The organism is Kiloniellales bacterium (genome assembly GCA_030066685.1).
Taxonomy (GTDB): domain Bacteria; phylum Pseudomonadota; class Alphaproteobacteria; order Kiloniellales; family JAKSBE01; genus JAKSBE01.
Window position 1 is genome coordinate 62,764 of sequence record JASJBF010000013.1, and the last position, 10,798, is coordinate 73,561.

Below are 10,798 nucleotides of genomic sequence, written 5' to 3' on the forward strand. Positions count from 1 at the left end.
GCCGTGGAGGCGGCGCTCGCGGTCCTGGTCGGCATTCTGGTGGCGACGAGCGTCTACCTGATGCTCGCCCGCAACGTGCTGAAGTTCCTGATCGGCCTGGTGCTGCTCAGCAACGCCGCCAACCTGACCATCTTCACCGCCGGCCGGCTGAACCGGGCGGTGCCGCCGCTGATTCCGGAGGGCCTCGACGCCCCGGCCGGCGTTGTCGCCAACGCCTTGCCGCAGGCCCTGGTCTTGACCGCGATCGTGATCGGCTTCGGCCTGCTCGCCTTCGCCCTGGTTCTGGTCTACCGCGGCTACCGAGCGCTGGGCACGCTCGACAGCGACGCGATGCGCGAGGCCGAGCCGGTCGGCGGGGACGCGAAAGGCGGGGAAGGACCGGCGGCGTGAGCTGGCTCCTCTCCCTGCCGATCCTGCTGCCCCTCGGGACCGCGATCCTGACCTTTCTGCTGCGCGGCCGGCGCGCGGCTGCGCGCTGGATCAGCCTCGGCGGCTGCCTGGCCCTGCTCGGCGTCGCGCTCGGGCTGCTGGCCGAGGTCTGGGCGCAGGGCCTGCTGGCGGCCCAGATGGGCGCCTGGCCGGCGCCCTTCGGCATCACCCTGGTCGCCGACCTGCTGAGCGCGGTCATGGTGCTGATCACCGCGGTCACCGGCCTGGCCGTGGCGGTCTACGCCCTGGCCGACATCGACGGCCGCCAGGAGCGGCTGGGCTATCACGCGCTCTTCCACGTCCTGCTCGCCGGAGTCTGCGGCGCCTTCCTGACCGGCGACCTCTTCAACCTCTACGTCTGGTTCGAGGTCATGCTGATCGCCTCCTTCGGGCTTCTGGTCCTGGGGCAGAGCAAGGCGCAGCTCGACGGCGGCATCAAGTACGTCGCCCTCAACCTGGTCTCGACCGTGATGCTGCTGACCGGGATCGGGCTGCTCTACGGCCTGACCGGCACCTTGAACCTCGCCGATCTGCACCGCGCCGTCGCCGAGGTCGAGAACCAGGGCCTGCTGAGCGTGATCGCGGTCCTCTTCATCGTCGCCTTCGGGATCAAGGCCGCGCTCTTCCCGCTGTTCTTCTGGCTGCCGGCCTCCTACCACACGCCGGCGGTGGCGATCTCGGCGGTCTTCGCCGGCCTGCTGACCAAGGTCGGGGTCTACGCCCTGATCCGCATGTTCACCCTGGTCTTCACCCAGGACCTGGCCTTCACCCACGGCCTGCTGCTGGTGATCGCCGCGCTGACCATGATCACCGGGGTGCTGGGCGCCGCGGCGCAGAGCGAGTTCCGCAAGGTGCTCTCCTTCCACATTGTCAGCCAGATCGGCTACATGGTGCTGGGGCTCGCGCTCTACACGCCCTTGGCCTTGCTCGGGGCGGTCTTTTACCTGGTCCACCACATCATCGTGAAGGCGAACCTCTTCTTGATCAGCGGCATCGCCCGGCGCCTGACCGGGTCCTTCGAGCTCGGCGCCATCGGCGGGCTCTACAAGTCCAGCCCCCTGCTCGCCGTGCTGTTCCTGGTGCCGGCCTTCTCACTGGCCGGCTTCCCGCCGCTCTCCGGATTCTGGGCGAAGTTCCTGCTGATCAAGGCGAGCCTGGAGACCGGCGCCTACATCGCTGCCGCGGTCGCCCTGGTGGTCGGCCTGCTGACCGTCTTCTCCATGACCAAGATCTGGGCCGAGGCCTTCTGGAAGCCGCATCCGACCGGCGTCGCGCCGGTGCTCGGCAGGTTGGAGCGGCGCGAGCTCCTGGCCTTGCTGGCGCCGGTGATGGCCCTGGCCGCGCTGACGGTGACCATCGGCCTGGCGCCCGAGCCCTTCCTGGCCTTCGCCGAGCGCGCCGCTGGGCAGCTCTTGGACCCGACGGCCTATGTCCAGGCTGTCCTTGGAGGCCGAACATGAACCCCTTGGTCGTGAACCTGCTCCTTGCGGTCGCCTGGGCCGCCCTCGTCGGCAGCTTCACCCTGCCGAGCCTGGCCCTCGGCTTCGGCCTCGGCTACCTCGCGCTCTGGGCGGCCCGGCCGCTGTTCGCAGGCACCACCTATTTCGAGCGGGTCTTCCGGGTTCTGCGGCTGGCCGGCCTTTTCGTCTACGAGCTGGTGGTCTCCAGCTTCCGCGTCGTCTGGGACGTGGTGACCCCTGCGCACCTCAGCCGGCCGGGGATCATCGCCCTGCCCCTGGATGTTGAAGGGGAGGGCGGCATCCTGCTGGTCTCGAACCTGATCTCGCTGACCCCCGGCAGCTTGAGTCTGGATGTCTCCCCGGATCGGCGGACCCTCTACGTCCACGCCATGTTCGCCGAGGATCCGGACGCGCTGCGCCGGGAGCTGAAGCAGGGCATGGAGCGACGCGTCATCGAGGCCCTGCAATGATGGAGACCAGCGGAACGCTTCTGACTTGGGCGGTGGACATCGCCTTCGCCCTGCTCCTGGCGGCCATGGCCATGGCGGTGCTGCGCCTGGCCCGCGGGCCGAGCCTACCGGACCGGGTCGTCGCCCTGGACCTGCTGACCGTGCTCGCCGTCGCCTTCTCGGCGCTCTACGCGATCGCAGCCGAGCAGCCGGCCTTTCTCGACGTCGCCATCGCGCTGGCGCTGGTCGCCTTCCTGGCCACGGTCGCCTTCGCCCGTTTCGCCGAGCGGCGCCGGGTGACGCAAGAAGGCGGCACGACGGACGAAAGGGAGATGCGATGAGCGAGATCATCACCTCGGTTCTCGTCGTCGCCGGCGCCTTCTTCGCCTTCGCCGCGGCGCTCGGCGTTCTGCGCCTGCCGGACGTCCTGATCCGGATGCACGCCTCGACCAAGGCCGGCACCCTCGGCTGCGGCCTGATCCTGCTCGCCGTCGCGACCCATTTCGGCGAGACCGCGATCGTCGCCCGCGCCCTGGCGGCGATCCTGTTCCTGCTGCTGACCGCGCCGGTGGCCGCCCACATGATCGGCCGGGCGGCCTATCGGACCGGCGTTCCGCTGTGGAAGGGCACGGTCGTCGACGAGCTCGGCCGGCCGCCGCCGGCCGCTGCGCCGGAGGGTGATGGGGTGCCGGCCTCGCAAGCGGAAGAGCGGCGGACTTGAGGATGCCAAGAATCCCGGTGGCCGGTTCTTACGTTCTGTCATTTTCGGGCTTGACCCGGCAATCCATGGTCCCGCTGCGCGATGGATGCCCGGATCGAGTCCGGGCATGACAGCTGGGGTTCTTCCAAGGAAGGAGCTCTGCGGGCGCCTGCCTTGAACCTTCAGGACATCACGGTGATCGGCAGGTCCCGGTTCTTCAGAACGCCGCGGATCTGGTCGGCCAGGGTTTCGTATTCCTCCTGGCGCGCCGACTGCCGCCGCCAGACCATGCCGATCATGCGGAAGGGTGCGCGGGACTTCATCTCCCGGGCGACCACCTGGCGGTCGTGCAGCACCTCGGAGCGGACGTAGAGCGCGGGCAGCAGGGACAGGCCCATGCCCATGGCGACCATCTGGCGCAGCGTGTCGAGGCTGGTGCCCTCGTAGTCCAGCGAGAGCTCGGCGCCGTACTGCTCGCAGAGCTCGCGCACCTGGTCGTGCAGTCGGTGGCCGCTCTCCAGGGTCAGGAAGGTCTCGCCCTCGAGATCCGACCTTTGGATCGTCTCCCGCGCCGCCAGGTGGTGTTCGCCGGGCGCAACGATCCAGAGCGGCTCGCGGAACAGCCTGACGCTGCGCAGTTCGGCGCCCTTGACCGGCAGAGGAAAGAACAGGAGGTCGAGGTTGCCTTCGTCGAGGCGCTGCAGCAGCACGGCGGGCAGACCCTCGCGGACGTAGAGCTTGAGCTCGGGATAGCGCTGGTGCAGCTCTGGCAGAACGTGTGGGAGGAAATAGGGACCGAGCGACTGCAGCACGCCGACCCGGATGGTGCCGCCCAGGGGCGCCTGGCCCTGCTTGGCAAGTTCGACCACGTCCTGGACGTCGCGCAGCACGGTCTTCGCCCGGGCGGCGATCTCGCGCCCGAGCGGAGTCAGCACGACCTTGCTGCGGCTGCGCTCCACGAGCTGAACGCCGAGACGGTCCTCGAGCTCGCGCAACTGGCCGCTGAGCGTGGGCTGGCTGACATGGCTCATCTCCGCGGCCCGCCGGAAGTGCAGGGTTTCGGCGACCGCGACCAGGTAGCGAAGCTGCTTCAGGGTGGGCACGAGGGCTCCCGATCAAGCGGGCCGCCCGGGGCGGCAAGGGTTCATGGTTTGACCCTGAAGAAATCGGGAAGCCTCGGGCCGCTTTCAAGGCGCACCCCGCCCGAACGGCCCGGCTGGGCCGCTAATCGAAGATTCCTATCAAAATCCGAATCCGATGCGATTAGTTGGCGGGCGCTCGACTTCCCATTCTCCGTGCAAGGCTGAGCGGGCGCCATCCGTCGAGTGGACGCCCGCCAAGAGGCCGCGAGCCATTCCGGAACACTCTCGAAAGGAACATGACATGCTTCGTCTTCGTCAATTTCTCGCGGCGGCGGTTCTTGCCCTGCCGCTTTCGGCCGCCGCCTTGAGCGCCCAGGCCGCAGAGGCCGACATCGTCGAGACCGCGCAGGCCGCCGGGAACTTCGACACTCTGGTCCAGGCGGTCGCCGCCGCCGACCTCGCGGACACGCTCAAAGGCGAGGGGCCCTTCACGGTCTTCGCGCCGACCGACGAAGCCTTCGCGGCCCTGCCCGAGGGCAAGCTCGAAGAGCTGCTGAAGCCCGAGAACAAGGAAGATCTGGTCAAGCTGCTGAGCTATCACGTGGTTTCGGGCAAGGTCACCGCGGCGGAAATCGCCGGCAAGATGTCCAGCTTCGAGACCCTGGAGGGCAGCAAGGTCAAGGTGAACTCGGCGGGCCGGGTCGCCAAGGTCAACAAGGCCGCGATCACCCAGCCCGACGTCATGGCCTCGAACGGTGTCATCCACGTCATCGACAAGGTGATCTTGCCCGAGTGACCCGCAGACCCGGCTCTGCCGTGCGATCTGCGGATCCCTGGTCCCGGCGGCCGGCCCTGCTTGGCGCAGGCCGGCCGATGCCGATGCCGGCCCGGAGCGGCTGATCATAAACGCCAATCAGGCAAGGGCGCGATACCGATTGGAGGCCCGCCGCCAGTGATCCCAAGTGAAGTCGAGCAACAGGCGCTGCCTGCCGATGCGGGCCAAGCCAGGACGGTCGCCGCGACCGGGAACAGGATGAGGAGTGCAGCCATGACCGATCTACTGCGCAGAGTGTCCACCAGGGCCTCGAGCACGAGCGTCTTCAACCGCTATCGGGCGCTGGCCCAGACCCACCGGAGCCTGGAGGAGAAGCTGGAGGCCGAGGCCGGCCGGCCGGCACCGGACGATCAGCTGATCCGGCGCATCAAGAAACGCAAGCTCCTGATCAAGGACGAGATGGCGGGGATCGAGCGCCTGCTCGAGGCCATCGGCGCCGAGACCGATTCCGACAGCGCCGAGATCATTCCGCTCCCGCTTCCCGGCCGAGCGGCGGCCAGCCCACGAGCCACAGCCGACCAGGTGCCGGCGGCTTGACCCCTGCGGCGGAGCCATGACTCCGAGCAACTAGCTGGCGCCTTCCGCGCCCCGCTCCCCCGGGCGGGGCGCGGTGCCTTTCGAGGCGCCGGCCGCCGGCTCAGACCACGTTCTTCTCGAGCAGGGGCCGGTCCTCGGCCAGGCGCTCGAAGCCGAGCGGCGAGAGGTCGAGGCTGCGATAGGCGCCGTGGACGATCAGCTCCGAGAGGCCGCGGCCGACGGCGGGCGACTGCTGCAGGCCGTGGCCGCTGAAGCCGTTGGCGAAGAAGAAGTTCGGCACTCCCGGCGCCGGCCCCACGATGGCGTTCTGGTCGAAGAGGTTGACGTCGTAGAAGCCGGCCCAGGCGCGGCCCGGCTTGATCGCCTCGAAGGCCGGCACCCGCGCGGCGATGCTTGGCCAGATGATCTCCTCGAAGAGCCAGTGGTCGACCTCGAAGTCCTCGAAGTCCGGGTCGCGCTCTGGCGGCGGCGCGGTGCCGCAGATGAAGCCCTGGCCCTCGGGCCGCACGTAGACCCCATTGCTGTCGATCAGAAGCGGGAAGCCGGGCAGCGCCTCCCGGCAGTCGAAGGTGAAGACGCAGCGCTTGCGGTTGACCACTGGGATCTCCAGGCCCGCGTGACGCGCGATGGACGCGCCGCTGGCGCCGGAAGTGTTGACGAAGGCGCCGCAGGCGATGCGCGCGCCGTCGTCGAGCCGGACCCCGATCACCTTGCCGCCGTCCAGCTCCAGGCCGGTCACGCTGGCTTCCCGATAGCTGACGCCGAGGCTGCGGGCCTTGCGACGGAAGGCCTGCAGCAGAGTGTAGCCGTCGAACCAGCCCTCGCCGCTGCGGCCCCAGCAGCCGGCGGCGAGGCCGCCGCAGTCGAGCCAGGGGAAGCGGTCCCGCAGGGCCGCGGGCTCCAGGAACAGGATGTCGGCGCCGAGGCCGGTCTGCAGACCGTGGTTCTCCTGTAGCTGCGCGGCGCCGGCCGGGCTCGCCAGGAAGAGGTAGCCGCCCTCGTTGAAGGGCAGCTCGGCCGGCTCGCCGTCGACCGCCAGGGTCTCGGAAAGGCCGCGGATGAAGGCGATGCCGAAGAGCGAGATCTCGATGTTGATCCGGGTCGAGAACTGCTGCCGGATCGAACCGGCCGAGAGCGTGGTGGCGCAGCGGGCGAAGGTGAAATCCCGCTCGACCACCAGGACCCGCCCCTTGAAACCCGGGTCCGCAGCCAGGTGATAGGCCGTGGAGCTGCCCATGACCGCCCCACCCGCGATGACGACCTCGTAGCTCTCGTCCATGGCTGAAAGGTCTCTTCCTCCTGGCCCTGGGGCGGCGGACTCGCGCGCACCTGGCAACTTCACCCCAGTCGCGGACGGCCGTCCAGTGGCAAGGCGCCGGCGGACCAAGGCTCGGGACGATGTGACTCTGGCCACAGGAGCGGGAGGGAATCCACGGCAAAAGACTGCGACCTTCGGCGCGGCCGCCACGGGCGGCCCGGCCGGGGGCACGGAAAAATGGGGAACATCGCAGGATGCGGAGCAGACTCTTCAAGACGACGGCGATCCTCGCGCTCGCCCTTGCCGCCGCGGGGGGCGCGGCCTCCGCGCAGGAAGCGTCGGGACTGCGCAACGCCGGGTCGCTGAGCGGCCTGGTCGGGCGGGGCCTCGACCGGAAGGGCGCGCGCCCGGAGGGACTGGTCGAGGCCGGCCTCACGGCGAAGACCGGCAGGGCGCCGCTGCTCGCCCAGAAGGACGGTTTCGTCGCCACGGCCTATCTCTCCCACGCCCGCTGCGGCGCCGACTGCTGGACCTACGAGATGGCCGAAGATCAGACGGCGCTGAAGCTCGCGGCCAGGATCAGTTTCGCCTGCGCACCCGGCGACGCCGTCGAGAGCCTTCGCCTGGTCTTTGCCGATGGCCGGCGCCGGGAGATCCACGACGCGGCGTCCGGCCGGTACCTGCGCCGCTTCGCCAAGACGGTCGTGCTTCAGCCCTGGACCGCGGCCGAGATCCGCGAGCGGGCCGGGCTGGCCCTCGGCGGTCCCTGGCGGGGCGCCGAGCTGGGCCAGGGCGGCAACGCCCAGAGCGGGCGCGTCGGCCTGCGGAAGGCGGTCCTGCTCGAAGGGCGCTGCCGGCGCGATCCGACCCCGCGGATCGGGCACTTCCAGCTCGACAGCCTGCTGGCGGTGATCGACACGGCCTGGACCCTGCCCGCGCGTTGAGCCGCGGCGGTCCAGAGCCTCATTGGTTCAACCTCCCTGCAACTTCGGCGCCGCCACTTGCGGCGCCGCTTCTTTTTGCGCCCGCGGCCCTGGCAAGGCGGTGCCGGTCTTCCCAGATCAAGGGCGACCAAAGGGGAAGGCGATGGGCTTCTACGAGCGCTGGGTCCTGCCGCGCCTCATCGACCTGGCGATGAAGAACACGGAGGCGACGCGGCATCGCCAGGCGCTGCTTCCGGCGGCGAGCGGCCGGGTGCTCGAGATCGGCATCGGCTCCGGCCTCAATCTGCCATTCTACGGGGCCGAGGTCGACAGCGTCGTCGGGATCGACCCCTCAGAAGAGCTTCTGGCCCTGACGCAAGAGCGTCTCGGCGATCCGCCCTTCGCCGTCGAGCTCCAGGCGCGCTCGGCCGAGGCTTTGCCCTTCGAGGACCGGCGCTTCGACACCGCGGTCACGACCTGGACACTGTGCTCGGTCCCCGAGGCCGGGCGCGCCCTGGCCGAGCTGCGCCGGGTCCTGAAGCCGGAGGGCACGCTGATCTTCGTCGAGCACGGCCGGGCCGAGGACCCCGGCGTCGTCGCCTGGCAGGACCGTCTGAACCGGCTCTGGGGGCGGCTGGCCGGGGGCTGCAACCTCAACCGGCCGATCGCGGCGATGATCCGGGAGGCCGGCTTCCGGATCGAGGACCTCGAGACCGGCCACCTGGTCAAGGGGCCGAGGCTGCTCACCTATCTCTACCGCGGCCGGGCCCGCCCGGCCTGAGGCGCGGCGGCCCCTTGCCCCGAGGCGCCGTGCGCCCCGCCGGCCTCGGCGCAACCCATGGTCGCAGTGGCCCCCGGCGCCGAGGTCCGCTGTGACGGGCTTCACACTTTCGCAATCCTTGGGACGAATACTGCTCCTTCAAATGCAAAACCGCTTGGCGCAGGACGAACAGGACCAGTCAAGGCAAGTTGCAGCACATGCTTCGCTATCTTTTTGTTTCTCTTTTCACTTTGATTTCGGTCTTGGGACCGGCCTGGTCCGACGACGGCACTCACGACCCCGGCCGATTTCAGGTGATACCCGGTGCCCAGGTCCCGGACCGGACCGGCAAGCCGCGGTCCCGGACGATCCTGCTCGACACCGCGACCGGGCGGACCTGGACCCTGGCGCCCAGCGCCGTGTCCGACGACCCCCGGCGCGCCACCTGGATGCCGATCCCGGTCCAGGACTTCGGCAAGCAGGAGGCGATGGCGAGCCCCGGTCAGGAGAGACCCGTGATCCGCCGCCAGGAGTCGCGCAGCCCGGAGCAGAAACAGGGCAGCGGCTACCGCGACCGGCTCTGGAACTACGAGCGCGATCCCTAGGGCGAGCGGAAGGCTGGCGCGGCGACCCCGCTCTTCGCGCCAGGGGAGACCGCCCCCATCCCGATCTCGATCCCTGCGCCGCGAGTCCGCTCGCCTTGATCCCGGCCGCGCGCACGTGCGATGTCTCCAAGCGCCCGGCCCTCGGCGGGACGGGCGGGCGAAGCGGGGAGCGGCATGTTCGGGATCCGGGATGCGGAGATCGTTCGGGAGGTGGTGCTTAGGGGCGGGTTCCGGGCCGCCGCGCAAAGCCTCGGCATCGCGCAGTCGGCGGTCTCCGCGCGGGTCACCCTGCTGGAGCAGCGCCTCGGCATCCTGATCTTCGACCGGCAGAAGCGCCGGGTCGGCCTGACCCCCGCGGGGCGGCGCTTCGTCGAGCAGGCCGAACGCCTGATTGCCCTGCGCGACCGGATCTTCGCCGAGCTCTCGCCTGAGCAGGGCCTCGCCGGCCTGATCCGCATCGGGGTCGCCGAGACCGTCGTCCATTCGCTGCTGCCGAGCCTGCTGACCCGGCTGCACGATGCCGTGCCGCAGGTCCGCTTCGAGCTCTCGGTGGAGACCTCGCCGATCCTCGCCCAGAGGTTGCGCGACGACGAGATCGACGTCGCCGTGATGATGAACCAGCTGGTCCCGGCGGATGCGATCTCCTATCCGCTCGCGACTTTCGAGATGGGCTGGTTCGCGGCGCCGGGCCTGGCCGTGCCCGATGCGCCGCTCGGCCCGGCGGAGCTGGCCCGGCAGCCGATCGTCGCCTTCTCCAAGGGCACGCTGCCGCACAAGGAGGTCGAGCGGATCTTCTCGGGCCCCGAGATCGCGGCGCCCTTGCTGCACGGTAGCGCGTCCCTTTCGACCATGCTGCACCTGGTGCGGGACGGCTTCGGGATCGGCACGCTGCCCCTGGCCATGGCCGAGGAGGACCTCGCCGCGGGGGGCCTCGTGCAGCTACCCGTAGACGCTTCGGCGCGGCTCTCGCCGCTCGATTTCTCGCTCTGCCATCTGCCCCGCCAAGACTCGGCCGTGATCCGGCTCATGGTCGAGGCCGCCCGTCCGCAAGATCTCAATCGATCTGTTTAATAGATCATTATGATCTTATTTGGATCTATTGACGTGAACATTTAGATCGTGCCACCGTTGACCGAATAACGGAGCGGCCGGCAAGGCCGCCGCGTGAGTGGGGCTCACCGACGGGACGATCCTGAAGCCATGCGAGACGCCACGAATCCGGCGGATCACGTCTTTGCCGAGCCGGCAGAACTGCGCCGCGCCGTGCGGACCGGCGGCTTTCTCCGCCAGACCAGCGGCCAGTGCCCCGGCTACCTGCAGGGCAACCTGGTGATCCTGCCGGCCGACGACGCCGAGGCTTTCCTGCGTTTTTGCCTGCGCAATCCCAAGCCCTGTCCGATCATCGGCGTCGGCGAGCCGGGCGAGCCGCTCCTGCCGGCCCTCGGCGCCGGGCTCGACGTGCGCAGTGACCTGCCGGGCTACCGCGTCTTCCGCGACGGCGAGGCGGGCGAGCGGCTGACCGACATCGGCGCGCTCTGGCGCGACGACTTCGTCGCCTTCGTCCTGGGCTGCTCCTTCTCCTTCGAGCATGCCCTGATCCGCGCCGGCATCCCCGTGCGCCACATCGAGGCGGGCGGCAACGTGCCCATGTTCATAACCGCCCTGGAGACCGAGGCGGCCGCGCCCTTCGGCGGGCCCCTGGTGGTGACCCTGCGGGCCTTCCGGCCGGCCGACGCGATCCGGGCGATCACGCTCTCGGA

At 69.7% G+C, this 10,798-nt stretch carries 14 protein-coding genes; 12 read left to right on the forward strand and 2 right to left on the reverse strand.

What is annotated here, in order from left to right:
• Positions 1–3: 3 nt before the first annotated feature.
• The 5 genes from QNJ30_09630 to mnhG are packed head-to-tail and all read left to right on the forward strand — an operon-like array spanning position 4 to position 3,059.
• Positions 4–390 (forward strand): Na+/H+ antiporter subunit C, encoded by a 387-nt coding sequence (locus QNJ30_09630; GenBank protein ID MDJ0943715.1) that lies wholly within the window; start codon positions 4–6, stop codon positions 388–390.
• Positions 387–1,889: a Na+/H+ antiporter subunit D gene (locus QNJ30_09635; protein MDJ0943716.1), complete on the forward strand. Its 1,503-nt coding sequence runs from the start codon at positions 387–389 to the stop codon at positions 1,887–1,889. The genes QNJ30_09630 and QNJ30_09635 overlap by 4 nt, the downstream gene beginning before the upstream one ends.
• Positions 1,886–2,359, forward strand: coding sequence for a Na+/H+ antiporter subunit E (locus QNJ30_09640; protein MDJ0943717.1), 474 nt, complete (start codon positions 1,886–1,888; stop codon positions 2,357–2,359). The genes QNJ30_09635 and QNJ30_09640 overlap by 4 nt, the downstream gene beginning before the upstream one ends.
• Complete coding sequence (locus QNJ30_09645; protein MDJ0943718.1) at positions 2,356–2,679, forward strand: cation:proton antiporter; 324 nt, start codon at positions 2,356–2,358, stop codon at positions 2,677–2,679. Before QNJ30_09640 ends, QNJ30_09645 begins: the two co-directional genes overlap by 4 nt.
• The gene (gene mnhG, locus QNJ30_09650; GenBank protein ID MDJ0943719.1) at positions 2,676–3,059 is read left to right on the forward strand and encodes a monovalent cation/H(+) antiporter subunit G; all 384 of its coding nucleotides are present in this window, start codon (positions 2,676–2,678) and stop codon (positions 3,057–3,059) included. The genes QNJ30_09645 and mnhG overlap by 4 nt, the downstream gene beginning before the upstream one ends.
• 161 nt (positions 3,060–3,220) lie before the next feature.
• Here the strand turns inward: mnhG and QNJ30_09655 are convergent, their stop codons facing one another.
• A complete protein-coding gene (locus QNJ30_09655; GenBank protein ID MDJ0943720.1) occupies positions 3,221–4,141 on the reverse strand; it encodes a hydrogen peroxide-inducible genes activator in 921 nt (306 codons plus the stop codon).
• A 280-nt stretch (positions 4,142–4,421) separates the two neighbouring features.
• On the opposite strand from QNJ30_09655, the gene QNJ30_09660 reads away from it, so the two are divergent.
• Positions 4,422–4,916 carry a fasciclin domain-containing protein gene (locus QNJ30_09660; GenBank protein ID MDJ0943721.1) on the forward strand — a complete coding sequence of 165 codons (495 nt, stop codon included), beginning with the start codon at positions 4,422–4,424 and terminating at the stop codon, positions 4,914–4,916.
• Positions 4,917–5,168: 252 nt separating this feature from the next.
• Positions 5,169–5,492 (forward strand): YdcH family protein, encoded by a 324-nt coding sequence (locus QNJ30_09665; protein MDJ0943722.1) that lies wholly within the window; start codon positions 5,169–5,171, stop codon positions 5,490–5,492.
• Between the two features lie 100 nt (positions 5,493–5,592).
• Here QNJ30_09665 and QNJ30_09670 read toward each other — a convergent pair whose 3' ends face one another.
• Positions 5,593–6,771, reverse strand: coding sequence for an FAD-binding oxidoreductase (locus QNJ30_09670; protein ID MDJ0943723.1), 1,179 nt, complete (start codon positions 6,769–6,771; stop codon positions 5,593–5,595).
• A gap of 233 nt (positions 6,772–7,004) precedes the next feature.
• On the opposite strand from QNJ30_09670, the gene QNJ30_09675 reads away from it, so the two are divergent.
• From QNJ30_09675 to QNJ30_09695, 5 genes are all read left to right on the forward strand, one after another.
• Positions 7,005–7,694, forward strand: a complete 690-nt coding sequence (locus tag QNJ30_09675; GenBank protein ID MDJ0943724.1) for a hypothetical protein — start codon at positions 7,005–7,007, stop codon at positions 7,692–7,694.
• Between the two features lie 142 nt (positions 7,695–7,836).
• Entirely contained in the window at positions 7,837–8,454 is a 618-nt protein-coding gene (locus tag QNJ30_09680) for a class I SAM-dependent methyltransferase (protein ID MDJ0943725.1), read from the forward strand.
• A 197-nt stretch (positions 8,455–8,651) separates the two neighbouring features.
• The gene (locus tag QNJ30_09685; protein MDJ0943726.1) at positions 8,652–9,038 is read left to right on the forward strand and encodes a hypothetical protein; all 387 of its coding nucleotides are present in this window, start codon (positions 8,652–8,654) and stop codon (positions 9,036–9,038) included.
• A gap of 174 nt (positions 9,039–9,212) precedes the next feature.
• Positions 9,213–10,109 (forward strand): LysR family transcriptional regulator, encoded by an 897-nt coding sequence (locus tag QNJ30_09690; GenBank protein MDJ0943727.1) that lies wholly within the window; start codon positions 9,213–9,215, stop codon positions 10,107–10,109.
• Between the two features lie 129 nt (positions 10,110–10,238).
• Positions 10,239–10,798 (forward strand): DUF1445 domain-containing protein (locus QNJ30_09695; GenBank protein ID MDJ0943728.1); only part of this gene is annotated, 560 nt, incomplete at its 3' end.

Coding starts and splice junctions, on each gene's coding strand:
- mnhG (MDJ0943719.1), top strand. CDS start 2,676: ATGAGCGAGATCATCACCTCGGTTCTCGTCGTCGCCGGCGCCTTCTTC.
- QNJ30_09665 (MDJ0943722.1), top strand. CDS start 5,169: ATGACCGATCTACTGCGCAGAGTGTCCACCAGGGCCTCGAGCACGAGC.
- QNJ30_09680 (MDJ0943725.1), top strand. CDS start 7,837: ATGGGCTTCTACGAGCGCTGGGTCCTGCCGCGCCTCATCGACCTGGCG.
- QNJ30_09685 (MDJ0943726.1), top strand. CDS start 8,652: ATGCTTCGCTATCTTTTTGTTTCTCTTTTCACTTTGATTTCGGTCTTG.
- QNJ30_09640 (MDJ0943717.1), top strand. CDS start 1,886: ATGAACCCCTTGGTCGTGAACCTGCTCCTTGCGGTCGCCTGGGCCGCC.
- QNJ30_09660 (MDJ0943721.1), top strand. CDS start 4,422: ATGCTTCGTCTTCGTCAATTTCTCGCGGCGGCGGTTCTTGCCCTGCCG.
- QNJ30_09675 (MDJ0943724.1), top strand. CDS start 7,005: ATGCGGAGCAGACTCTTCAAGACGACGGCGATCCTCGCGCTCGCCCTT.
- QNJ30_09690 (MDJ0943727.1), top strand. CDS start 9,213: ATGTTCGGGATCCGGGATGCGGAGATCGTTCGGGAGGTGGTGCTTAGG.
- QNJ30_09670 (MDJ0943723.1), bottom strand. CDS start 6,771: ATGGACGAGAGCTACGAGGTCGTCATCGCGGGTGGGGCGGTCATGGGC.
- QNJ30_09645 (MDJ0943718.1), top strand. CDS start 2,356: ATGATGGAGACCAGCGGAACGCTTCTGACTTGGGCGGTGGACATCGCC.